Origin of the sequence: Streptomyces nigra (genome assembly GCF_003074055.1) — a bacterium.
Taxonomy (GTDB): domain Bacteria; phylum Actinomycetota; class Actinomycetes; order Streptomycetales; family Streptomycetaceae; genus Streptomyces; species Streptomyces nigra.
The window spans coordinates 4406164-4428469 of record NZ_CP029043.1; the positions used below are offsets into that span (position 1 = coordinate 4406164).

A 22306-nucleotide genomic window follows, 5' to 3' on the forward strand; every position below is an offset into this window, starting at 1 on the left:
CTCAGACGTTCCAGCCCTTCTCGGCCTCAGTGCCGTTGCGGGGGTCCTCGTGGCGGGCGATGTCCTGCTCGTGGGCCTGCCGGAACAGCGGGCCCATGTCCTCCGCGACCGCGACGGCGCTCATCAGGGCGCCGAAGATGTCGTTGAAGCCGTCCGCGACCTCCTTCTCCAGCGGAAACTCCGAGTCGGAGCGCTCCGCGAGGATCTTCATCACGTTGGCGACGCTGGTCAGCGCGGCCGGGAGCCCTTCGACCATGGCCAGGATCTCCATGGCGTTCTCGGGCTCGTAGGAGTTGGCCGCCTGCTCCATCTCTTCGGCGGCCTCTTCGAATCGGAATCCGGACACGTGCTCTCCTTCACTGACCTCGGGGATCGTGCTGGCGGGAACGTCGACGGCCGGACGCTCGACCTGCTCGCCCACAGCCTCCGTGCCGTCCTGTTCGGCCTGCGCATCGGCGGCGGCCTCCTGCTCGCGCAGGTTCTTGCGGGTGGACTCATCCCGGCTCGCGCGCTGCTCGCCCGCGGCCTGCACCATCCGCCGGTACAGGCGCCGGCCGGGATGCATGAGGGAGCGGATGCCGAACTTGCGGCCGATGGCGGTGGTCAGGCAGCCCAGCAGGCCGACCGGCAGGGCGAGCAGCGCGGCGACCAGGCGGCGGCCGTGGAAGCGGGCCGCGGACCTGCGCAGTGCCTGCCGTGCCGCCTTGCGGGCCGGGGCCTTGCGGACCTGCGCCCGCTGCCCGGCGATGGTGCGCCCGTTCTTCGCATCCCGGCGGGCGCGCTGTTTGGCGATGGCGGCATCCCGCGCGCCGCGTGCTTTGCGCGTCGCGGCGCCCATCAGTTGGCCGGTCAGACCAGGGCGCTTGCCCGCGTTGCTGCGGGTGGCCTGGGCTTTGGCGTTGCGGCGCGCGTCGGCGACCGCGCGCCGTGCGTTGGTGGTCTGCGCCCGCTGCGCGGCCCGCGAGCCCGCCGCAGCCTTCTGAGCGGCCCGCAGCGCCTTGACCTGCCCGACCCGGCTGCCGACAGGCTTCCCACCGCGCCCCGTGCCACCGGCCGCGTGCTTGGAGGCGCCGCGATCGGCCTTGCCGAGGGTCTTTGTACTGGTGGCAGCGCTGCCGTGGCGGGTGGCGGCACCGGTGCCGCGGCGGTGCTGACCGGACACCTTGCCCAACCGACTACCGGAGCGACCGGACCGCGAGCCAGCGGAGCGGCTTCCGGAGCTGCCGCGGCTGCCTGCTCCGCCGCTGCGCGAGCCAGCAGCGCGCGCAGCGGAACGCCCGGCGGCGCGGGCCGAGGACCTGCGGGCCTCTCGGCGGGGGTTCGCGGTCCGGTTGCGGGTGGCGGCGACCGTGCCGAGTACGACCATGCCGGTAGCGGCCACGGCCGCGGCAATGGGGCCGCCTACGAGGGAGGCGGCGGCGAGCGCGCCCACGGTGCTGTTCGCCCCGGACAGGGCCAGGGGGACGACCGGCCAGCCGCCCGGTGTGTGCTCCACGTCCACCGTGTCCTTCGCGGTGGTGGCTGGTGTGTCGGACGGCGGGGGCGGGATGGTCGGGACAGCCTCGACGGCTACCGGCTCAGTACTGAGTTCCGTCATGCTGTGAGCACTCCTTAGGGGAGTAGGGCCCGGCCGGTGCTGTAGGAGGCGAGCGGCCGGGCCCGCCGAATTCAGGGACGTTTGCGCTGTTCAGTGGGTGCGGTGCGGGTGCTGAGCTGCGATCTCCTGCCACCTGCGGTTCTCCGCGCTGTCCGTGTGGGTCAGGCTCACGCGGAAGTCACAGCCGGGCCGCGCACACCGGTGCACGGTCGTGGACCAGGCACCGATCACGCGGAACAGGAGGCTGGAGAACGTGGCCGTGCAGGACAGGCAGCAGGCCAGCAGCAGCACGGCGGGCACGCCGTAGCCGGACAGCCGCACACCGATCGCGGTGGACAGGGCCGTGCTGACGGCGGCGGCGCCCGCTGTGAGGGCGCGTTGACGTGGGATGCTCACGCGAACTCCCTTGTTGGTGAGGTGTTCAGGCGGCGCGATGTTCCTCGGGATAGGCGCAGGTGACGCACATGCCGAGCGTTGTGGGGATGACGTATCCGGCATCCCGCCGACACTCGGGGCAGGTGCGCCGCGCGGTGTTGGCCTTGGCCAGGGCCGCCCACTTCGCGGGCGTCATCGGCCGCACGGGCTTGGCCATGTGGATCTCGTACAGGTAGGCGACCAGCGGGCCGCAGCGGCGGCGCGGGCGTTCCATCTGCGCGGCAACGTCCTGTCCGCCGGGCCGTAAGCCGCGCGCCCGAAGCTGCCGAAAGGTCGCCAACCCGTCCGGGGCGAGCCGCCACGGGTAGGTAGGGATGCTCGCCACGGCGTCAGGCGGTGCTCAGTGCGCGCGGCTGCGCGGCAAGCTGCGTGGCGCGCGCGGCACGGAAGTCACGCAGCCAGTTCCGCGCGTTTCCGGGGTCCACCCCGAACCGCTCCGCCAACTCAGCGGCGGTCGGCTCGGCCGGGTTGGCACCGGAGAGGGTGCTCACGTAGTAGGCCCAACCGTCCTGCTTGGCAGGCGACTTCCACGCAACCTGTCCGCCCTCCGCATCCCCGTCCGGGGCCTGCGGGTGCAGACCGGCCAGGTCGCCACGCAGCCGCTCATACAGCGTCTGCGCCTCCTGAATCTGGCCGTTGAGCTGCCGCAACGCGTTCGCCTGCGACTGATAGTCCGCGCGCGCTTGCTCCACCGCGGCGTACAGGTCAGTAACGGTCTGCCGCTGGGCGTCGATCTGCTGCTGCGCGTCGGCGAGCATGTCCTGCGCGCGCTGCCGCGCCTGCTGTTCGTCCTGCCGCGCAGCCTCCGCGCGCTGCCGCGCAGCCTGCTCCTCCTGCCGCGCGGCTTCCGCGCGGCCGGTCGCATCACTGCCCTGCTCCAGCAAGCCGGCCTGCTCCTGCCGGACCCTGGCCAGCTCTTCGCGCGCGGCGGTGAGTTCGTCTGCCGCGCGCTGCCGCGCGTCCTCTGCCTCTTGCCGCGCGGCTTCCGCGCGCTGCAACGCCTCGCGCGCCTGCTCGGTCAGGGCGGAGGCTTCCTGCCGCTGCACGGCCGGGGTGATCGCAAGATTCTCGATCAGCGTCAGGACAGCATCCGGCTGGCGGTAGTCGAGTGCGGCGAACGCGTCCGCTCCCGTGAGCGTGGCCAGCCTGCGCGCCAGCGCAAGCGCCTGGTCGGAGTCGACCGCGACATCGGCACGATCCAGCGCCTTCTGCGCCCGGCGACGCCGACGCCCCACCTTGCGGGGCTTCCCGGCGTCCAGGGCCAGGCGCAGCCGGTAGACGCGCAGCGCGGCCCGCTGCACCAGCGCGGCCCGCGCGATCGCCGACGACGACGTACGGGCGTCCAGACCGAGCAGGGCGAACAGCTCAGCCCACGCGTGCTGCCACAGCAGCGCCACCAGCCGAGCCGGGCCAGGCCGCGCGTCGTCGTCCTGGCCGGGCTTGACGTGGTGCAGCTTGCTGCGCAGCTGGAGTTCGATCAGCCACGCAGCCAGCGCCGGCACCGCGGCGAGCACCGGGCGGGCCCACCAGTTCGGGGCGTGCACCGCGTTCATCGCTGCGGAGAAGGCGACCAGCACCCAGGCGGTGCGGTGCATCAGCCGGAGCTCCCGCGTCCACCCCTGCTCGGGGTCGGCGGCGCGGTACATCATGACCAGCAGCGTCATTTCTGCGGCGTCGAACACCGAGATGAACGCCACCGCCAACTCGGTGGGCAGGCCGCTGGTCTGCGTGGCAAAGCCCCACAGGCCATGCACGCTGACCGCCACACCTCCGAGCGCGACGAAGGCTTGCGGGCCGATCCCGGACAGCCACGATGACTGCCGCAACTGTCCCACAGCCCACAGCGCCACAGCCAGCACAGCGACCGCGCCCGCTAGCCACAGCCAGGGTCCTTCCGGCAGGTCAGGGAGCCAGTTGCTGGCCATCAGGCCGCCTCACCCGAGGTGGCGCGGTTGGCCAGCGTCGCCCGCTCAGCGAGCACCTTGTTCGCCGCCCGGCGCAGCCGCCGCTCCCCGAGCGGGGACGCCGGCCGGTCCAGCAGCGCAATCTGTACATCCAGCAGCTCAAGCTCCGCCTTGATCAGCGGCGCCTCGCGCTCGATGGCGTCCAGCTCCGCGTCCGTGGGCTCCATGAACGAAGCGAACGCGGTAACAGCGTCCTGAACAGTCACGATGTGTTCCATGGGTCGTGTTCTCCCTATCAGGTGGCAACGGCCCGAACAGAGCCCCCGGGGTTGCGCCTCCGGGGGCTCGCGCCGTTGAAGTCGGAATGTCCGGCTCCCCTCAGCGCTGCTCGTACAAGACGAGCAGCGGAGGCAACCGGCCGCCGTGTGCGGCAGAGGTCAGAGATATGCGGGCCCGAGCCGCGCTGGACACCTTGTACGGGAGGTGACGGCCCGTCCTGCGCGATATGGATCTGTGCCTCAGTCCCGCTCCTCCGAGGAATCGCATCTCGGTCTCTTCGCGCGGCGTGCGTGCCCTTGGGCAGATCCGTTCTTTTGAGTCGGCACGTGTCCCTGACGGGAGATGACCGACTGGTCTCCGCTCACCTCGGCCGGTGTGGTCACGGCCGTCATGTCTGTGGCGGATCACGCTGTGGAGTTGTCGGCGCAGGCAGACACACTTAATGGTGCTGCACCACCTGCTCAGCTTGTTGGTACAAGCTGATGCAGTGATGCTGCACCCACACACGGTGAGCCGTCAAGGGATCGGGGCCTACATGTACCAACAAGTTGCGCGAGTGCGTCATGATGAAGGCATGAACAAGCAGCCGAAGTACCGGCAAGTCGCCGACGTCCTGCGCCGTGAGATCGTCAACGGCACTCACGCGCCAGGATCGCGGCTGCCCTCGGAGAACGACCTACAGCAGCGTTTTGACGCCTCGCGGAACACCATCCGCAACGGGCTGAGCTTGCTGGTCAGCGAGGGACTGATCTCGTCTAGCCAGGGACTCGGCTACGAGGTCAAGTCTCACGAGGTATTTGAACTCAACGCCTCGCGGTTCGAGAACCTGACCTTCCCACAGAACGGCGATGCGTACAGCACGGACGTCACCAACGCGGGGCGTCGACCGCATCAGACCTTCCGTGTCGAGATGCTGCCGGCGTCACGGGAGATCGCTGAACGCCTCAAGGTCGAGCCAAGTACGAAGACGGTACTGCGGTTTTGTCACCGCTATGTAGACGACGTCCCCTGGTCAACACAGGCGACCTACTATCCGTCGTGGCTGGTCGACGCATCGCCGCGACTCGCTGAGCCTGGAGACATCGAGGAGGGGACAACGCGCTACCTGGCCGCTCAAGGCATCGAACAAGTCGGGTACTTCGATGAGATCGAAGCCCGGATGCCGACCCCTGAGGAGGCGCGTCTTCTGGAGATCGGGGCAGGTGTGCCGGTGATGCTCTGGACGCGTACGGGCTACTCGGTAGACCGTCCGATCCGGTGCACCGTCACGACGTTCCGGGGTGACCTGAACCGAATGAACTACGAGATCGGCGACCTAGCCGCCCGGAGAGAGAACGCGTGATCATCACCTCAGCAGAGCCGCACGAGGTAGCCAAGCTGTTGGCTTTCCGCGAGGAGGCGGCAGGTTGGCTACGGGACCTTGGATCAGACCAGTGGAGCCGACCGTACCCGGCTGACAAGCTGCTGGCCACGATCGAAGCAGGCACTGTGTTCATGCTTCGCGACGGGCACACCACTGCTGGCACCATAACGCTGACCCCGGTCGCTGAAGACGGCCTGTGGACTGACCTTGAACTGGCCGAGCCGTCGATGTTCATCAACAAGCTCACCGTCGCCCGCCAGTACTCCGGACAGAATCTCGGGGGACAGCTGCTCGACTGGGCTGGCGACCGGGCGCATCGCGCGGGTGCGCGATGGCTTCGCCTCGATGCCTGGACCACAAACGAGGGCCTTCAGCAGTACTACCTATCGCAAGGGTTCACGCATGTCCGCACGGTGTGCGAGGGCAGCGCAGTGAATGGCGGTCCGAGAGTCTCCGGATGGCTCGCACAGCGGCCGGCGAGGCCAGCGAAGCACTATTTCGAGGATCGAACTCCGGCCCCGGCACGGCTTCCGTATGCAGCTTGAATAAGTCGGAGACGCTCACGACTCACGCGCGACTTCACTGTAGTGCCAGGCGGAATTCTTCCGCTCGGTTGATCCACCATGCGCGGCGTTCAAGAGTAACGGTGCCCACTGCTACAACGGGTGCTCGTTGATCGTGGGCCCTAATTGCCAGACGGTAGAAATCTCCACTCAGCTGAACTCTGACGCGGCGGCGAGACTTTCCCAGTACACCGTCAATTACCGCAATTCCATCGTCCTTGCCTTCGGCTCGTTCAAGCCGAATAACGTGGCCTACGACGCTTTCATGCAAAACGCTTGGCTGGCTGCGAAGGTTTTTCCCAACAAATGTAGCTCTCTCCGCTTGCTCCCGCGGTAGGACCACCCGGTTCGGCGTTTCCGCGGGAGGACTTGGATGTGACGGGGACCAGCGAAAGGACATGTCGAGGGAATTGATGCCTTCCCAAGACCCCATGCGCCCAATCGACTCAAGCAACTGTGCACTTGCCCCTTGCTCGACTGCCTCAGATTGTGAGATCTGTGGCTCATCTTGCAGTAGCTCATTAGCGGCCTGAAGTCCTGAGGCCAACGTCGACATCACGCGACGCGTATAGGACTCAATTACTCCTTCGGGCGCTTCCGAGGCTCGTACATCGATGCGGTCTGCAGATGGGTTTCCGGCATCAAGAGTCGGTCCAGGCAGTTCTTCTCGAACCGCACTATCGTGCCGCGCCAGAATTGTTATGACGAAACTGCCTCGGAGAGTGTGACCCATGCGAACCTCCTCGGCCAGGAACTCCTTAGCCGCGTCTGGCTTCCGGGGTGGATGGGTCGGGCGGGGGTTGATGGCACTACAAGCCGCAGCCAGAATCATCTGGCTCGCCCCATTGATCAGGCTTTGCGCCTCCGTCAGCGGAATAGATCCATCGATCGTTGTCTGATCCGCGCGAAGCAGAAGAATGTCGCTTCTGGCGCTCGCGATCTCCAGCGCCAAAGCTTCGCCTTTTACATTGTGCACCTCGGAAATGGTGCGCAATGCATCGTTTAGCCGCGTATTAAAGTCGCGAAAGCGGGCGTTATAAGGCAGCATGAGGCTTGCACCTTCTGCTGCGTTTACCCAGAAGCTATTGACGCCCTCTCGGTAATCCTCGCGAGTCCAACCAACGGTACGGAGGAAGTCCTCAATCGCTTGGGGGCTGAGATCTCGGATAGGATCGTAAGGGCGGGCCCCTTCACTATGAGTGATACTCACGGCCGCTCTCCGTTCCCAACTCGATGCAAAATGTTCAGCAACTGTACCACGTCGAATGTCTGATCTTTCGGCAGGTCGACGTAGGTTGAATCCGCCTCAATTTCTCCCATGCCTTCTAGGCAGACCCAATACGCCTTCTTTCTGAGTAGAAGGTGATCGTCTTTCGTTTCAAGCCACTCATCCAGTAGTTTAGGAACTGTGACGACGACCAGAATTTTATGGTTATATGTTTCTACGTCACGCAGCCAGTCGTAATGATCGCGGCTAAGCCTCCATCGCAGCCTGCCTTTATGCTCCAGATCTTGTGCCGTGCACTTCAGCTGAATGTCGACCTGGGACGAACTGTACTTCTTGTGTCGGGCGCTCTGGCGTACCGTGAAATCGATCCGCTCAACATCGACCTTTAGGTCAGAAATTGTGCACCTGGCGGCAGTCGTAATGGCGTGTGTGTATGCCAGGCTGAATTGCTGCTTGCACTCTGCGGAATGCAGAGAGCCATATGGGACGCCGTCGTCCAGAGCGAGGAACTGGCCGTCCCACTCAACCTTTGAAGCTGTCACCCGTGCCCCCCAGCCGTTGACTGGCTGACAGTTTGACATGAGTGGCGTGCGTCACACTAGAAGTTGTGGGTTGGGGCATCAACACAGTCTCACTGCGAGCCTGTGGATAACTTGCAACGACGCTGATCAGCTCACCTTGATGCCCAACTCGCTGCCTGGCTGACAGAAGGCACACGGTTGGATGTTCGGGTCGGTGTGCGAGACGGCGCGCCCTGCTCGCTGATCCGGTGGGGTGCGCCTTCGATCATCGTGTAGTCGTTGACGTGGATGACGGCGGCTTCGGGGCCTCGGGGTGGACGCTTGTGCTGAGGGCCGTCCGGCCATCCTCTGGCCAGCATCGGAGGGATGGTACGGCTCGACGTAGCGAACTGGCAGGTCAGAGCCTATTCGACTTCGCGAAACCGAACGGTCTTGAGAACCGTCGTGGTGAGGTGAGTTTGCGGCGGTCGATAGCGGCAGGCGATCGATCCGCAGTGGCGCGAGCTGCGAAGCTGCGACCAGTGCACGCGGGCGACCGACCCCAGAGTCGCCCCGTGCAGGTGGAGCTGCGTTGTCAGAGGACAGGTCTACGCTGCGGCGCGTGAATGATCTTCTGAGCAAGGTCCTTGAGCTTCAGCCATCGTGGACGGCCGCGAACACAGAGGAGATGAAGGCGCGGGGCGTCGTCATCAGGCAAGAGCTCCCCGAGTTTCTTCGGACGCATGGGCCTGCCCTGGCGGACGCCCTTGGCACACCACACGACAACCTGGGTGTTGAGGGACGGGACGCGACGGGGCTCAAGACTGAGATCCCGTGGGTCCGCGTCTTCGGTCGTGAGCAGTCGCCGAGGGCCACGACTGGTTGGTATGTGGTCTACCTGTTCAGCGCGGGGGGTGACCGCGTCTACCTGTCCCTTAACCAAGGGACGACCGTGTGGAACGGGGGCGACTTCAAGGCGCGTAAGGCCGAGGACCTCAGGGCTCGGGTTGGGTGGGCCCGTCCGATCCTCGCCGACCAGGTAGCTGGTCGGCGAGAACTCCATGATGAGATCCAGCTCGATGCAACCCGTCCGCTTGGCCGCGGCTATGGACCGGGGAATGTACTCGCCTTCGAGTACTCCCGCGATGCGCTGCCTTCGCAGGCCGTTCTGATCGACGATCTGCGGTTCATGCTCGGCTTGCTTTGCACAATCTATGAAGCTGAGCGCTTGGCCCCGCACATCCCGGGCGACCCGGCTCCCGAGGTGCTGGAAGCCGAGCGCACTGCTGCCATCGCGGCGGGGCGACGCACCCGCAGGGCCGCGCGTCCCATGCGGTCCGGCCAGGGCTTCCGACTCACCGCAGGGGAGCGGAGCGCGATCGAGAGGCACAGCGTGGCTGCGGCGACGGCGTACTTCGAGGCGCAGGGCTGGAACGTTAAGGACGTCGGCAATCGGGAGTCCTTCGACCTTGAGTTGAAGCGGGGCGAGGACGTTTTGCGCGTGGAGGTCAAGGGAACGACCTCGGCCGGCCACGATGTCATCCTGACCAAGGCCGAGGTGGAGAAACAGAGGCGGTACTACCCGGCAAATGCGTTGGTTGTCGTCCACTCCATCGTCCTCGATCGCACCGCGGCAGAACCGGTCGCCTCAGGCGGAGTGCTTCACTGCACGTCGCCTTGGGAGATCGCGGACGAGGACCTGACCGTGATCTCTTACGCGTATCGCACCGCAGTGGGTGACGGGGAAGTGAGCCAGCGCGTCCAGAGCGCCATGAACGTTCTCGCGAGCGGGTCTCGAAGCGCCGAGCCGAACGAGTCCGTGATCCCGTAAGAGCGCGGGAGAGTCGCGCAGCACTTGGTTGTCAGTGGTCACAGGTACGCTCGCACAGCGCTGCACCGCAAAGTGCGGCCGTTCGACCGCCACCCTGAGGCTCTGGAGATCGCGTGCAGCCAGTCAAGATCGTCGACTTGTTCGCCGGACCTGGTGGCGTGGACGTGGCCGCGGAGAAATTGGGAGTGCCCACTGTCGGCGTTGAATGGGATGCCGACGCCTGCGAGACCCGTCGCGCTGCTGGCCTGGGCACAGTCCAGGGCGACGTGCGACAGTACGGTCCGGCTGATTTCCCAGAGGCAGACGTGCTGGCCGGCGGGCCGCCGTGCCAGACCTTTACGGTCGCAGGCAGCGGTGCGGGCCGTAAGGCTCTGGATGACGTGCTCAAATTCGTCGACCGCATGACTGCTCGCGTCGACCGCAAACAGATCGCTAGCGATCTCGCGAACCTGGATGACGAGCGGACCGGCCTCGTACTGGAACCCCTCCGATGGATCTTGGAAGCCATCGACGTACAGAAGAAGCCCTACGAGGCCATCGTCCTGGAGCAGGTGCCGGCGGTGCTCCCGGTGTGGGAGGCGTACGCCCGAGCCCTCCAGAACGAGGGCTACTCGGTTGACTTCGGACTCCTACTCACGGAGGCCTACGGCGTTCCGCAGACGCGGAAGCGGGCCGTACTGGTCGCGCGCCGGGGGGAGCACGACGTGAAGCTGCCCGCCGCTACTCATAGGACCTACCGCAAGGGGGTTCCACGAGATGCTGGCGATCCGTCGAAGGAGCCGTGGCGCACCATGGGCGACGTGATCGAGCGAGGAACGCCCTTCGAAGTCATCTCGAACTACGGAACGGGTGGCGACCCGAAGCTGCGTGGGCGCAGGACCTCATCCCAGCCCTCTGCCACCGTGACCGGCAAGATCCGCCGAAACCGTGTCGTCTCCCTCGACGGGGCTGAACTAGATCGGTTCAATCATTCCGAAGCGGGACGTCTGCAGACCTTTCCTGCCGACTACCCATGGTCCGGTCGCGACATCGGGCAACAGATCGGGAACGCCGTTCCGCCACGCCTGGCGATGCATGTACTGAGTGCCGCCTTCGGCTGGTCTGCTCCGAGTGAGGACCTGCTGGCGAAGCTTGAGCGGTGGCACCGACTGCCGGTGCAGGCCCGGTCTGCGGCTGACGACGAGGTGCTCGTCCGGGCCTGACGCTTGTGCATCCTCCTCGAAACCCGTCGAGGAGGGTTCGTCGAACCCGGCTGACTGTCTGCTGTCAGACTTCAGCACGTGACGATACAAGAGGGTCTGTGGTTGCCTGAGGACGCTGCTCAGGTTGGCATGCAGGATTCGCGTGCGTTGGCGGCGAGGCACTCGCGCCGCAATTCATACCGCACTTGGGATCTCCCGACCGAGCCCATGAGCAGGGTGCCGCGTGAGTGGCGGATCGGGTCCGGTCTCAGGCAACCCGTCCCCGATGACCTCGCGCCGTTCGTGGAGTGGTTCTACAGCCAACCGGAGGCGCGGGAGCGCTTCCGATGGGCGCTCCGCGACTCCCTGGACGAGTTGCTCGATGGCCAGCGGACGGGGCGCTGGGCGTACCAGCACCTGACGAAAACCGAGAAGACATATCTCGGCACGGCCGTCGAGGTGAACCTCACCAAGGAGTTCGCCATCGACAACGGCGCAGACCTCGACTGGTCCATTGCCGGCGTCGACATCGACTGCAAGTTCTCGAAGGATCTCGGTGGTTGGGAGATCCCGATGGAGATGTATCTGTGCGCCGACCACGGCGAGCGGAGTGGCCGTGCCGACCATGCTGCAGTCGTCACCTGGATTGACGACGACACGAGCCGGTGGGCCGCTGGCATAGTGCGGATCACCGACGAGCGCCTGCGTTGGAAGAGAGCGCCGGGTGCAAACGGCGACCTCGTCCGCGCCTACAACCGAGACAACAAGCGCAAGCTCTCCGACAGCGCCAAGTCCGAGGTCTACTGGCTCTGGGGTGGGCTCCAGAGGGATTTGCCGACGAACCTGCTCCGCCACCTGGATCCCGCAACACGCGAGCGGATTCTCACTGCCCGACTGCCGGGCCGCCGATCCTCGTCGGGGCAGCAGCGTGTGAACCAGTTGTTCCGCGATGTGCAAGACCGGCTCATTGGCCGTCAGGCCGTGTTGACCGTCGGCCAGCAGGACGACGCGCCGAAGCGTGCCCGCGACGCCCGGATAAAGCTGCGCCCGGAGGGCATTGTCGTTCTGGGCCACCAAGGATCACACCCACACGTCGCCCGTGCGCTCGGGTTGCCGGAACCGACCAAGGGTGAGTGGATCTCCACCCGCCTCGTTCCTGTTTCATCTGACGATGACCGACCGAAGTTCTCTCTGGACGGCCAGTTCTGGGCCCGTTCTTACGGGGAAAAGCAGGTGCCTCCCGTTCCAGCACCCGACCTACCTGATGGCCGCGAGAGCCTTTGGGTGCACCGCTTCGGGCCCGGTTTCACGTTGCTCGACTCTGGGCCCCCAGGTCTCCCTCAGCAGCGACTGGTATATGGAAAGCCGCAGGTCGCCGACGGTGGAAGTGGCCCGCAGTAAGTCTGCCAAGGCCCTTGGACAGAACGCTTTGCTGAAAGTGAGGGCGTCGCCGTCCCCGCCGTTGCGAACTGCGGCTGTTGGGTACGGGTCCACCTGGCGCGCGTGATTTCCGCCCGGCGATGGGGCGGTGGTTGAGCAGCGGGAAGAGCACGGCTGGTTGTGCCGCGATTGGGTGCCTACTTTTGACCCTCCAGCAGCCAGGACAGAAGTTGCAGGGAGTGTTCGAGGGCAGCCTGATGGACAGCAGGGCGCGCTGCGGCCAGTTTCCGGCGGATACTGATGGCTTCCTCGACGGCGGCCAGCGCTTCCTCACGCCGCCCCAGCTCCCCCAGCAGGATGGAAAGGTTGTTCAGACTGCCGGCGAGGTTGAGTAGGAAGGCGTCGGGACGCGCTACGGCCAGCTGGCGGTAGGCGGTGACGGCTTCCTCGATGACGGCCAGCGCTTCCTCATGCCGCCCCAGCTCCCCCAGCAGGCTGCCGAGGTTGTTCAGGCTCGAGGCGAGGTTGGGTAGGAAGGCGTCGGGACGCGCCGCAGCCAGCTGGCGGTAGGCGGTGACGGCTTCCTCGACGGCTGCCAGCGCTTCCTCATGCCGCCCCAGCCCTCCCAGCCGGACGGAGAGGTTGTTCAGGCTCGTGGCGAGGTTGGGTAGGAAGGCGTCGGGACGCGCTGCAGCCAGCTGGCGGCGGATGGTGACCGCTTCCTCGACGGCTGCCAGCGCTTCCTCACGCCGCCCCAGCCCTCCCAGCCGGACGGAGAGGTTGTTCAGGCTCGTGGCGAGGTCGGGCAGGAAGGCGTCGGGACGCGCTGCAGCCAGCTGGCGGTAGGCGGTGAGGGCTTCCTCGATGGCGGCCAGCGCTTCCTCGCGCCGCCCCAGCTCCCCCAGCCGGACGGAAAGGTTGTTCAGAGTGTCGGCGAGGTCGGGCAGGAAGTCGTCGGGACGCGCTGCAGCCAGCTGGCGGCGGATGGTGACGGCTTCCTCGATGGCTGCCAGCGCTTCCTCATGCCGCCCCAGCCCTCCCAGCAGGATGGAGAGGTTGTTCAGGCTCGTGGCGAGGTTGGGCAGGAAGTCGTCGCGACGCGCCGCAGCCAGCTGGCGGTAGGCGGTGACGGCTTCCTCGACGGCTGCCAGCGCTTCCTCATGCCGCCCCAGCCGTCCCAGCAGGGCGGAGAGGTTGTTCAGGCTCGAGGCGAGGTTGGGCAGGAAGTCGTCGGGACGCGCTACGGCCAGTTCCCGGCGGATGGTGACGGCTTCCTCGATGGCGGCCAGCGCTTCCTCATGCCGCCCCAGTCCACTCAGCCGGATGGAGAGGTTGTTCAGGCTCATGGCGAGGACGCGCAGAAAAGCGTCGGGACGCGCCGCAGCCAGGGCGCGGTAGCGGTCTGCGAGTTGCTGAGCGAGGTGGGCGGCTGTCTCGGCCAGGTTGTGGCTCGCGTCCGGGAGCCGGGCGGTGAGTTGCCGCAGGGTGTCGAGGGTGGTGTCGGGGGCATCGGCAATCCGGGTCAGGGCATGCAGAAGTGGTGTGGGGGTTTCGGTCTGGGTGGCGACGTCGATTGCTGCTGGCACCAGGGTGTCTGGGTGGCGAAGACACAGCTCGGTGAGCAGGGGTGCAAGAGCGCCGCGCAGGGATGGGTGGGTTGCCGCCCGCGTGGACACGGTCAGCAGCTGTCGGGCCTGGGCCTCGGTAGCGGCGGGTAGGAGGCGGTCGGGCAGGTTGGGGTGGGCCAGCAGGTGGCGGCCGGTGAAGCGTTCGGCGAGCCGGTCCGGCCGGAGGCTGTCCCACACGCTGTCATCAGCTGGGGGATACAGCGCGGTGATCCAGTAGTGCACGTTGTTGCGGCGGTCCTCGCTCTGATCCGACAGTCCAGGGACCTTGGCGAGCAGTTCGTTGGCTTGTTGCCGGTCGGGCGCTCCGAGTAGGAACGCGGCAGCCAGGGCGTGAATGAGGGTGTCCATGGTGAGCGCCGGATGAAGGGCGCGTGCGACAGCGGAGTTCTCCCAGTAGCGCCGTTCGTGGCGCAGCAGTCGGTCTTCTACACCTGCGGCCGGTGCGGGACCTGCCGTGGTATGAGGTGGTTGGGCGGTGTCGAGGAGGTCGGCCAGGGCGGTCATGTGCAGGGTCAGCGCCGTGCTCATGCCTTCTCTGTTGATGGCGGCTGCTGAGACGTTTTCGGTGAGCTGGTGGGCCAGGGCTGGCCAGTCGTGGTGGTGCCAGCCCTGGACGAAGGGGAGGTGCCCGGCGAAGCTGTCGGCGGCCTCCCGGTAGCCGTCCAGTCGGTTCCCAGACTTCGATTCCAGGGCACCCAGATGCGTGACGGGCGTGCCGTCCAGCAGCTCTTCGGCTGCCGGGGTCTTGTCTTGGAGGGTCTGCCACCAGTCGCCCGCGGTACGGGCCAGCAGCAGCACTTTCACCGCAGTGCCGGCGCCCGTGCCGATGCCGTCTCGGGCCAGGGCCTGGCAGAGGTCGGTGAGCTGGCTGGTGCGGGTCTCGGCGTAATCCACAACGATCAGTGCAGGCGCGGTCGCTGCGGCCACCACGTCCAGGGAGCCGTCTGCGGCGTCGGCGCGCAGCCACAGGACGGCCCACGGCTTCTGCCGGGTGAGCAGGGTGGCGAAATGGTGGGCGAGGCGGGTCTTGCCCTGCCCGCCCGGGCCGTGGATAAGCCATGCTCCGAAGCCCGGCAGGCTGGCCCACGCGTGCAGCTGGGTGAGCAGCTCCTCGCGTCCGCGGAAGGGGACGACCGCCCGCCGGGCCCTCAGCAGAGCTGCCGGCGATGAAACCGTACGGGAGCTGGTGGCACGGAGCGTGTCGGTGTGGTCCGCCAGCCCTTGCCACTCAACCGGCTCCATCCCGGTGCCTGTCTCCGGGGCGTGCAGGGTCAAGGTGCCGCGGAAGGTCTGATCGTGAAACAGCACGTACAAAGGCACGGCATGCAGGCCGGCGTGGGCCAGTCCGGCCAGGTCGGCAGCGATCACTCCGGTGAGCAGGTCCCCGCAGAAGACAGCTGCGCCGGACAGGCCACCCCACGGGCTCCCGTCCGTGGACTGGGGCGGGTGCTCGCCGAGGGTGACGACGTGGCGGTTGTCGACACGGCCGCTGACGGGATTGATCGTTCCGGTGGCCTGCCACAACTCCACCGGCTTGTCGGGCCGCTGGACCATGTTCGGCACTCCCACGGCCTGGCATACTGCTCCCGGCCGGCTGGTGATCAGCCGGCCCCAACGCACCCCTGAACTCTTGAGCGGTTGCCAGGCCGGATCGTCGATCAGGAGCAAGGCGGCATCGTCCCGGCCGCCCGGAGTTCCTCGCCACACCACTCTTGCCGCGTACCGCACCGGCCAGCCCGGCTGGAAGAACTTCACCGACCCACCCAGGGCCGGGACAACGTGAGCTGAGGTCAGCACCAAATGATCACTGATCACATAGCCCGAGCCCTGCCCGCCGGCACCGTCGACAGCCACCACGCGTTCGCGATCCATCCCCGCCCCGATACTCCCCACGCCAAGGCCAAGCCCAGGACGATGTCAGTCCTCGATCCTGGCTTCGACATTTCCCGGGCCCTGCTGCCGGTCCGGACTGCCATGAATTAACAGATCTCCACCCCCCAGCTTCTTCGGTGTCAAGGCAATCTTCACCCGGTGTGTACGGCCCCGCGCCAGCCCGGCCTCCGCTTCTGCGGACACCACCCAAGCCTTGAATCCAGCCTTCACCTTCGCGTCAGCCCGCAACTCGACCGCGAACTCCATTTCCACGGGACCGACTTGGAAAGCCAGATCCGGCCCCGCACCCCGCGCCGCGGCCTCCAACAGCTCATCCCGTAACGCCGCCACCGCATCCGCCAGCTCAATCTCCATACGACCACGCCCCTGTTCAAGCGACTAGGCACCAACGGCCAAACCGTCGCGTCGCGCCCCGCAGGGCATTACACACGTAGAGGGACAACCATCCCACCGCATCAGTTCCACCCGTCACCCAAACGGACAAGGAACTGCAAGCGATGCAGCACAGACTGCACGCAAGGCAGTACGGGCTGCGCTCTATCGCTTAGGGCGGGGCACCGGACCCCAGATGTCCCCCAGTGGGGCCAAGAGCGAGAAGAAGACCTGCTCAGGCCGAACGGGGCCGGCCCGCTGTAAGTCTGCTGGGGCGCTTGGGCGGGGCGTCTTTGTCGAGGGTGAGGGCCGTCGTCGAGGCCTACCTGGCGCGCGTGACTGCCACGGGGCGATGGGGCAGTGGCTGAGCGACCCGGAGAGCGCTGCTGGCTGTCCCGGGATGCTGGAGTGCTTACTGTTTGCCGTCCTGCAGCCAGGACAGAACTCGCAGGGACTGTTCGAGGGCCGCCTGATGTGCAGCGGGACGCGCCGCAGCCAGTTCCCGGCGGACGGTGACGGCTTCCTCGATGGCGGTCAGTGCATCCTCATGCCGTCCCAGCTCTCCCAGCCGGACGGAGAGGTTGTTCAGGCTGCCGGCGAGCTCGGGCAGGAAGGCGTCGGGACGCGCCGCAGCCAGCTGGCGGTAGACGGTGACGGCTTCCTCGATGGCGGTCAGTGCATCCTCATGCCGTCCCAGCTCTCCCAGCCGATTGGAGAGGTTGTTCAGGCTGCCGGCGAGGTCGGGCAGGAAGGCGTCGGGACGCGCCGCGGCCAGTTCCCGGCGGACGGTGACGGCTTCCTCGATGGCGGTCAGTGCATCCTCATGCCGTCCCAGCTCTCCCAGCCGATTGGAGAGGTTGTTCAGGCTGCCGGCGAGGTCGGGCAGGAAGGCGTCGGGATGCGCCGCGGCCAGCTGGCGGTAGACGGTGACGGCTTCCTCGATGGCGGTCAGTGCATCCTCATGCCGTCCCAGCTCTCCCAGCCGATTGGAGAGGTTGTTCAGGCTGCCGGCGAGGTCGGGCAGGAAGGCGTCGGGACGCGCCGCGGCCTGTTCCCGGCGGACGGTGACGGCTTCCTCGATGGCGGTCAGGGCATCCGCATGCCGTCCCAGCTTTCCCAGACCGACAGAGAGGTTGTTCAGGCTCATGGCGAGGTCGGGCAGGAAGGCGTCGGGATGCGCCGCGGCCAGCTGGCGGTAGACGGTGACGGCTTCCTCGATGGCGGTCAGGGCATCCGCATGCCGTCCCAGCTTTCCCAGACCGACGGAGAGGTTGTTCAGGCTCATGGCGAGGTTGGGCAGGAAGGCGTCGGGATGCGCCGCGGCCAGCTGGCGGTAGACGGTGACGGCTTCCTCGATGGCGGTCAGTGCATCCGCATGCCGTCCCAGCTCTCCCAGCCGGATGGATGTGTTGTTCAGGCTCATGGCGAGGTCGGGCAGGAAGGCGTCGGGACGCGCCGCGGCCAGCTGGCGGTAGACGGTGAGGGCTTCCTCGATGGCGGTCAGTGCATCCTCATGCCGTCCCAGCTTTCCCAGACCGACGGAGAGGTTGTTCAGGCTCATGGCGAGGTCGGGCAGGAAGGCGTCGGGATGCGCCGCGGCCAGCTGGCGGTAGACGGTGACGGCTTCCTCGATGGCGGTCAGTGCATCCGCATGCCGTCCCAGCTCTCCCAGCCGGACGGAGAGGTTGTTCAGGCTCGTGGCGAGGTTGGGCAGGAAGGCGTCGGGACGCGCCGCGGCCAGCTGGCGGTAGACGGTGACGGCTTCCTCGATGGCGGTCAGGGCATCCGCATGCCGTCCCAGCTTTCCCAGATCGACGGAGAGGTTGTTCAGGCTCGTGGCGAGGTTGGGCAGGAAGGCGTCGGGATGCGCCGCGGCCAGCTGGCGGTAGACGGTGACGGCTTCCTCGATGGCGGTCAGTGCATCCGCATGCCGTCCCAGCTCTCCCAGCCGGACGGAGAGGTTGTTCAGGCTCGTGGCGAGGTTGGGCAGGAAGGCGTCGGGACGCGCCGCAGCCAGTTCCCGGCGGACGGTGACGGCTTCCTCGATGGCGGTCAGTGCATCCGCATGCCGTCCCAGCTCTCCCAGCCGGACGGAGAGGTTGTTCAGGCTCGTGGCGAGGTTGGGCAGGAAGGCGTCGGGATCGGTAGAGGCCAGGGCGCGGTGGTGGTCGGTGAGTCGCTGAGCGAGGTGGGCGGCTGTCTCGGCGAGGTTGTGGCTCGTGTGCGGGAGCCGGTTCGAGAGTTGCTGCAGGGTGTCGAGGGTGGTGTCGGGAGCATCGGTGATCCGGATCAGGGCGTGAAGAAGCGGTGTTGGGGTTTCGGTCTGGGTGGCGACCTCGATTGCTGCTGTCACCAGGGAGTCAGGGTGGCGAAGGCACAGTTCGGTGAGCAGGGGGCAAGTGGGCGGCGCAGGGGTGGGTGGGTGGCGGCCCGGGTGGACATGGTCAAAAGCTGTCGGACTTGGGCTTCGGTAGCTCCGGGCAGGATCCTGTCGGGCAGGCGGGGGTGGGCCAGCAGGTGGCGTCCGGTGAAGCGTTCGGCAAGTCGATCCGGCCGGAGACTGTCCCACACACCGCCAGGGGCCGGTGGATACAGCCCGGTGATCCAGCGGTGCACGCTGCTGCGACGGTCCTCGCTTTGATCCGACAGTCCGGGAACCTTGGCGAGAAGCTTGTCGGCTTGTTGATGGTCGGGAGCGCCCAGCAGGAATGCGGCAGCCAAGGCGTGAGTGAGGGTGTCCATGGTCAGCGCGGGATGAAGCTCGCGAGCGACGGCGGAGTGTTCCCAATAGCGCCATTCGTGGCGCAACAGCCGGTCTTCCACATCCCGTACGTATCCGGGACTTGATGTGGCATCGGCTGGCCGGACGGCATCTAGGAGGTCGGCCAGGGCGGTCATGTGCAGGGTCAGAGCCGTGCTCATGCCCACCTGTTCCAGCGCAGCCGCTGAGATGCTGTCGGTGAGCTGGTTGGCCAGTGCTGGCCAGTCGTGATGTTGCCAGCCTTGGACGTAGGGGAGTTGTCCGGCGAAGCTGATGGCCGCCTCCCGGTAGGCGTCCAGCCGGTCTCCGAGCTCGCGTTCCAGGACCTTCAGCTGTGTGACGGGCGTGCCGTCCAGCAGTTCTTCGGCCGCTGGGGTCTTGGCTTGCAGGGTCTGCCACCAGTCTCCCGCGGTACGGGACAGCAACAGCACTTTCACCGGTGTGCCGACGCCCATGCCGATGCCGTGCCGGGCCAGGGCCTGGCAGAGGTCGGTGAGCTGGGCGGTGCGGGTCTCGGCGTAGTCCACGACAATCAACACAGGCGCGGCGGCCAATGCCACTACATCCAATGAGCTGGCCGGAGCGTCGGCGCGCAGCCACAGCACCGCCCACCCGCTTTGATCGGCGAGCAGGGTGGCGAAGTGGTGGGCGAGGCGGGTCTTGCCCTCCCCGCCCGGGCCGTGGATCAGCCACGCCCCGAAACCCGGCAGACCAGCCCACGCACGCAGTTGGGTAAGCAGCTCGTCGCGTCCACGGAAGGGGACGACCGCCCGCCGCGCCTTCAGCAGCGTCGCGGGAGAGGAAACCGCATGGAAAGCAGTTACGTTGCGGGTGTCGCTGACATCCGCCAGCCCCTGCCACTCCACCGCCTCTATCCCCGTGCCTGCCTCCGGCGCGTGCTGGGACAGGGTGGCTCGGAAGGCAGGGATGTGCAGCAGCACGTACAGCGGAACGGCGTGCAAGCCGGCATGGGCCAGTCCGGCCAGGTCGGCAGCGATCACGCCAGTGAGTAGGTCACCGCAGAAGACAGCCGCCCCGGACAGGCCACCCCACGGGCTCTCATCCGTGGACTGAGGCGGGTGCTCGGCAACCGTGACGACGTGCCGGTTGTCGACCCTGCCGGTGACGGGGTTGACCGTGCCGGTGGCCTGCCACAACTCCACCGGTCTGTCGGGCCGCTGGATCATGTTCGGGACGCCCACGGTCTGGCAGGTCGTTCCCGGCCGGCTGGTGACCAGTCGGCCCCATTTCACCGCCGGACTCGTGAGCGGTTGCCAGGCCGGGTCGTCGACCAGGAGCAGGGCGGCATCATCCCGGCCGCCCGGCGTGCCGCGCCACACCACCTTGGCCGTGTAACTTTCCTTCCGGCCCGGCCGGAAGAAACTCACTGCCCCATCCCGGGCCGGGACGACGTGAGCAGAGGTCAGCACCACGCGGTCACTGATCACATATCCCGAGCCTGGCCCGCTGTGGCCGTCGACGGCCACCACACGTTCGCGATTCATCCCCGCCCCGATACATCTCACGCCGAGCCTCGGGCCCGGGATGAGGTCAGTCCTCGATCCGGTCTTCGACACTCCCCGGGCCCTGCTGCCGTTCAGGACTGCCGTGAACGAGGAGATCCCCGCCGCCGGGTTTCTTAGGGGTCAAGGCGATCTTCACCCGATGCGTACGGCCCCGCGCTATCCCGGCCTCCGCATCCGCGGACACCACCCATGCCTTGAACCCCGCCTTGACCTTGGCATCCGCTCGCAACTCCACCGCGAACTCCAGTTCCACCGGACCGACTTGGAAGGCAAGGTTCTGCCCCGCACCCCTCGCCGCGGCTTCCAACAGCTCATCCCGCAACGCTGCCACCGCATCCGCCAGCTCAATCTCCATGCTGCCCTGCCCTCCCATCCAACGGGCCCCTACAGCGCCCACGGCAGTACCGTCGCACCACGCTCCGCAGGGGGTTGCACGTCGTAGAGGGACCACCATCCCACCGCATCGGTTCCACCCGTCACCGAAACGGAGTACGACGTGCAGGTGATGCCGTACAGACGGCGCCCAGGTTGGGATAGCACGCCCCTCAATTGCTTGGGGTGGTACACCTCGGCGGCCCCCAGGCGTCCCCCATCGGGTCCAGGAACGAGAAAAAGCCCTGATCAGGCCGAAGGGGGCCAGCCCGCTGTAAATCTGCCGGCTCAGCCTTCCCAGGTTCGAATCCTGGCGCCGCCACGCTGAGGAAAACCCCTCCGTACTACGGAAACGTAGCGCGGAGGGGTTTTCGCGTTCCCGGGGGACTGTCGGGTTGCCGGGACCATCGCGTTCGCGGAGTCCGGCGAGGTGCCGGGGCACCATCGCGCTCCCGGGGATTCGGCCAGGCACCGGGGACGCCGTCGCGTTCCCGGGGACCCTGTGGCGGGGCACACTGGCCCCATGGCCACGCCTCGCAGACGCTGTCCCGAATGCCGTCGAGAGATCGCCGTCGTCGGCGGGCGGTTCGCACGGCACGATCCGCCCGGCGCGCGGCAGAGCGGGGAGCTCGTGTCGTGCCCCGGGTCCCGGAGGCAGACACAACTCGGTGCCGCTCAGCCCGCCTTGGACGGGTACGTCGTGCCCGACTTCCCCGGGCAGTTGCCGTTGTTCTGAGCGGCACCGCAGGACGTGTCTCAGTTGCCCGCCACGGACCTGACGGCCACCGGCACGGGAGTGGAGCCGCTGATCAGTTCGAGTGTCAGGCCCGCCGTCGCCGGGGTGTCGAGCAACTCCGCGAGAACGGCGGCCACATCGTCCCGGGGGATCGAGCCGCGGCCGGTGCGGGCCTCCAGGCGGACCAGGCCGGTCCCGGCGTCGTCCGTCAGCATGCCGGGCCGCAGGATCGTCGAGTCCAGGGCCTTCTGGGAGCGGACGTACTCGTCGGCCGCGCCCTTCGCGCGCAGGTAGACGTCGAAGATCTCGTCGCCCTCGTGCGCCGGGTCGGCGCCCATCGAGGAGACGACCAGGAAGCGGCGTACGCCCGCCCGGACCGCCGCGTCCGCGAAGAGGACCGCCGCGCCCTTGTCGACCGTGTCCTTGCGTTCGGGCCCGCTGCCCGGGCCCGCGCCGGCCGCGAACACCGCCGCGTCGGCGCCCTCGAGATGCTTCGCGACCTCCTCGACCGACGCCGACTCCAGGTCCAGCACCACGGGTTCGGCACCGGCCGCCCGCAGATCGTCGCTCTGTTCGGGCTTGCGGATGATCCCCGCTACCTCGTCACCGCGCGCGGAGAGCAACCGCTCCAGCCGCAGCGCGATCTGACCATGACCACCAGCGATGACAATGCGCATGCCTTCGACCGTACGCCCGGACGACCCCGTCCGCCGCACGACGCCGGCCGGTCACCCACACAGGGGAGCCGCACCCCCGG

The 22306-nt window shown here is 67.2% G+C and carries 19 protein-coding genes; 6 read left to right on the forward strand and 13 right to left on the reverse strand.

Features of this window, described 5'->3' with window-relative positions; translation table 11 throughout:
• Nucleotide 1 precedes the first annotated feature (1 nt).
• The 5 genes from DC008_RS36015 to DC008_RS20535 form a co-directional block, all read right to left on the reverse strand.
• Nucleotides 2–1162: a hypothetical protein gene (locus tag DC008_RS36015; protein WP_279632346.1), complete on the reverse strand. Its 1161-nt coding sequence runs from the start codon at nucleotides 1160–1162 to the stop codon at nucleotides 2–4.
• Nucleotides 1163–1687: 525 nt separating this feature from the next.
• Complete coding sequence (locus DC008_RS20520) at nucleotides 1688–1993, reverse strand: hypothetical protein (protein ID WP_108708230.1); 306 nt, start codon at nucleotides 1991–1993, stop codon at nucleotides 1688–1690.
• 25 nt (nucleotides 1994–2018) lie between these two features.
• Nucleotides 2019–2357 carry an RRQRL motif-containing zinc-binding protein gene (locus tag DC008_RS20525; RefSeq protein WP_108708231.1) on the reverse strand — a complete coding sequence of 113 codons (339 nt, stop codon included), beginning with the start codon at nucleotides 2355–2357 and terminating at the stop codon, nucleotides 2019–2021.
• 4 nt (nucleotides 2358–2361) lie between these two features.
• Nucleotides 2362–3957, reverse strand: coding sequence for a DUF2637 domain-containing protein (locus tag DC008_RS20530; RefSeq protein ID WP_108708232.1), 1596 nt, complete (start codon nucleotides 3955–3957; stop codon nucleotides 2362–2364).
• Complete coding sequence (locus tag DC008_RS20535; protein ID WP_108708233.1) at nucleotides 3957–4214, reverse strand: DUF6284 family protein; 258 nt, start codon at nucleotides 4212–4214, stop codon at nucleotides 3957–3959. The genes DC008_RS20530 and DC008_RS20535 overlap by 1 nt, the downstream gene beginning before the upstream one ends.
• Nucleotides 4215–4789: 575 nt before the next feature.
• Here DC008_RS20535 and DC008_RS20540 point away from each other — a divergent pair.
• Together DC008_RS20540 and DC008_RS20545 are read left to right on the forward strand one after the other, a co-directional pair.
• On the forward strand, nucleotides 4790–5557 hold the full coding sequence (locus DC008_RS20540) for a GntR family transcriptional regulator (protein ID WP_108710785.1): 768 nt from the start codon (nucleotides 4790–4792) through the stop codon (nucleotides 5555–5557).
• Nucleotides 5554–6123, forward strand: a complete 570-nt coding sequence (locus DC008_RS20545) for a GNAT family N-acetyltransferase (RefSeq protein ID WP_108708234.1) — start codon at nucleotides 5554–5556, stop codon at nucleotides 6121–6123. The genes DC008_RS20540 and DC008_RS20545 overlap by 4 nt, the downstream gene beginning before the upstream one ends.
• 34 nt (nucleotides 6124–6157) lie before the next feature.
• Here DC008_RS20545 and DC008_RS35255 read toward each other — a convergent pair whose 3' ends face one another.
• Nucleotides 6158–7351 carry a hypothetical protein gene (locus DC008_RS35255; protein ID WP_123954018.1) on the reverse strand — a complete coding sequence of 398 codons (1194 nt, stop codon included), beginning with the start codon at nucleotides 7349–7351 and terminating at the stop codon, nucleotides 6158–6160.
• Nucleotides 7348–7911, reverse strand: a complete 564-nt coding sequence (locus DC008_RS20550; RefSeq protein WP_164492337.1) for a DUF4365 domain-containing protein — start codon at nucleotides 7909–7911, stop codon at nucleotides 7348–7350. The genes DC008_RS35255 and DC008_RS20550 overlap by 4 nt, the downstream gene beginning before the upstream one ends.
• A gap of 580 nt (nucleotides 7912–8491) precedes the next feature.
• Here DC008_RS20550 and DC008_RS20555 point away from each other — a divergent pair.
• From DC008_RS20555 to DC008_RS20565, 3 genes are all read left to right on the forward strand, one after another.
• A complete protein-coding gene (locus tag DC008_RS20555; RefSeq protein WP_244221385.1) occupies nucleotides 8492–9700 on the forward strand; it encodes an MrcB family domain-containing protein in 1209 nt (402 codons plus the stop codon).
• 113 nt (nucleotides 9701–9813) lie between these two features.
• Nucleotides 9814–10902, forward strand: a complete 1089-nt coding sequence (locus DC008_RS20560) for a DNA cytosine methyltransferase (protein ID WP_108708236.1) — start codon at nucleotides 9814–9816, stop codon at nucleotides 10900–10902.
• Between the two features lie 78 nt (nucleotides 10903–10980).
• Nucleotides 10981–12282 (forward strand): NaeI family type II restriction endonuclease, encoded by a 1302-nt coding sequence (locus DC008_RS20565; RefSeq protein WP_244221386.1) that lies wholly within the window; start codon nucleotides 10981–10983, stop codon nucleotides 12280–12282.
• Nucleotides 12283–12458: 176 nt separating this feature from the next.
• On the opposite strand, the gene DC008_RS20570 is transcribed toward DC008_RS20565, so the two are convergent.
• From DC008_RS20570 to DC008_RS20600, 5 genes are all read right to left on the reverse strand, one after another.
• On the reverse strand, nucleotides 12459–15761 hold the full coding sequence (locus DC008_RS20570) for a tetratricopeptide repeat protein (RefSeq protein ID WP_244221387.1): 3303 nt from the start codon (nucleotides 15759–15761) through the stop codon (nucleotides 12459–12461).
• Nucleotides 15762–15806: 45 nt separating this feature from the next.
• Complete coding sequence (locus DC008_RS20575; RefSeq protein WP_108708237.1) at nucleotides 15807–16136, reverse strand: trypco2 family protein; 330 nt, start codon at nucleotides 16134–16136, stop codon at nucleotides 15807–15809.
• Between the two features lie 430 nt (nucleotides 16137–16566).
• Nucleotides 16567–18507, reverse strand: a complete 1941-nt coding sequence (locus DC008_RS20590; RefSeq protein WP_164492338.1) for a tetratricopeptide repeat protein — start codon at nucleotides 18505–18507, stop codon at nucleotides 16567–16569.
• Complete coding sequence (locus DC008_RS20595; RefSeq protein WP_108708238.1) at nucleotides 18504–20420, reverse strand: S1 family peptidase; 1917 nt, start codon at nucleotides 20418–20420, stop codon at nucleotides 18504–18506. Before DC008_RS20595 ends, DC008_RS20590 begins: the two co-directional genes overlap by 4 nt.
• 46 nt (nucleotides 20421–20466) lie before the next feature.
• On the reverse strand, nucleotides 20467–20796 hold the full coding sequence (locus tag DC008_RS20600; RefSeq protein WP_108708239.1) for a trypco2 family protein: 330 nt from the start codon (nucleotides 20794–20796) through the stop codon (nucleotides 20467–20469).
• A 540-nt stretch (nucleotides 20797–21336) separates the two neighbouring features.
• On the opposite strand from DC008_RS20600, the gene DC008_RS36025 reads away from it, so the two are divergent.
• On the forward strand, nucleotides 21337–21549 hold the full coding sequence (locus tag DC008_RS36025; RefSeq protein WP_079033677.1) for a hypothetical protein: 213 nt from the start codon (nucleotides 21337–21339) through the stop codon (nucleotides 21547–21549).
• Between the two features lie 20 nt (nucleotides 21550–21569).
• On the opposite strand, the gene DC008_RS20610 is transcribed toward DC008_RS36025, so the two are convergent.
• A complete protein-coding gene (locus tag DC008_RS20610) occupies nucleotides 21570–22226 on the reverse strand; it encodes an SDR family oxidoreductase (protein ID WP_108708240.1) in 657 nt (218 codons plus the stop codon).
• Nucleotides 22227–22306: the final 80 nt, after the last annotated feature.

Excerpts from the sequence above, each read along its gene's own strand:
- DC008_RS20530 (WP_108708232.1), bottom strand. The coding sequence starts at position 3,957 with ATGGCCAGCAACTGGCTCCCTGACCTGCCGGAAGGACCCTGGCTGTGG.
- DC008_RS20535 (WP_108708233.1), bottom strand. The coding sequence starts at position 4,214 with ATGGAACACATCGTGACTGTTCAGGACGCTGTTACCGCGTTCGCTTCG.
- DC008_RS20540 (WP_108710785.1), top strand. The coding sequence starts at position 4,790 with ATGAACAAGCAGCCGAAGTACCGGCAAGTCGCCGACGTCCTGCGCCGT.
- DC008_RS20570 (WP_244221387.1), bottom strand. The coding sequence starts at position 15,761 with ATGGATCGCGAACGCGTGGTGGCTGTCGACGGTGCCGGCGGGCAGGGC.
- DC008_RS20575 (WP_108708237.1), bottom strand. The coding sequence starts at position 16,136 with ATGGAGATTGAGCTGGCGGATGCGGTGGCGGCGTTACGGGATGAGCTG.
- DC008_RS20595 (WP_108708238.1), bottom strand. The coding sequence starts at position 20,420 with ATGAATCGCGAACGTGTGGTGGCCGTCGACGGCCACAGCGGGCCAGGC.
- DC008_RS20600 (WP_108708239.1), bottom strand. The coding sequence starts at position 20,796 with ATGGAGATTGAGCTGGCGGATGCGGTGGCAGCGTTGCGGGATGAGCTG.
- DC008_RS36025 (WP_079033677.1), top strand. The coding sequence starts at position 21,337 with ATGGCCACGCCTCGCAGACGCTGTCCCGAATGCCGTCGAGAGATCGCC.
- DC008_RS20610 (WP_108708240.1), bottom strand. The coding sequence starts at position 22,226 with ATGCGCATTGTCATCGCTGGTGGTCATGGTCAGATCGCGCTGCGGCTG.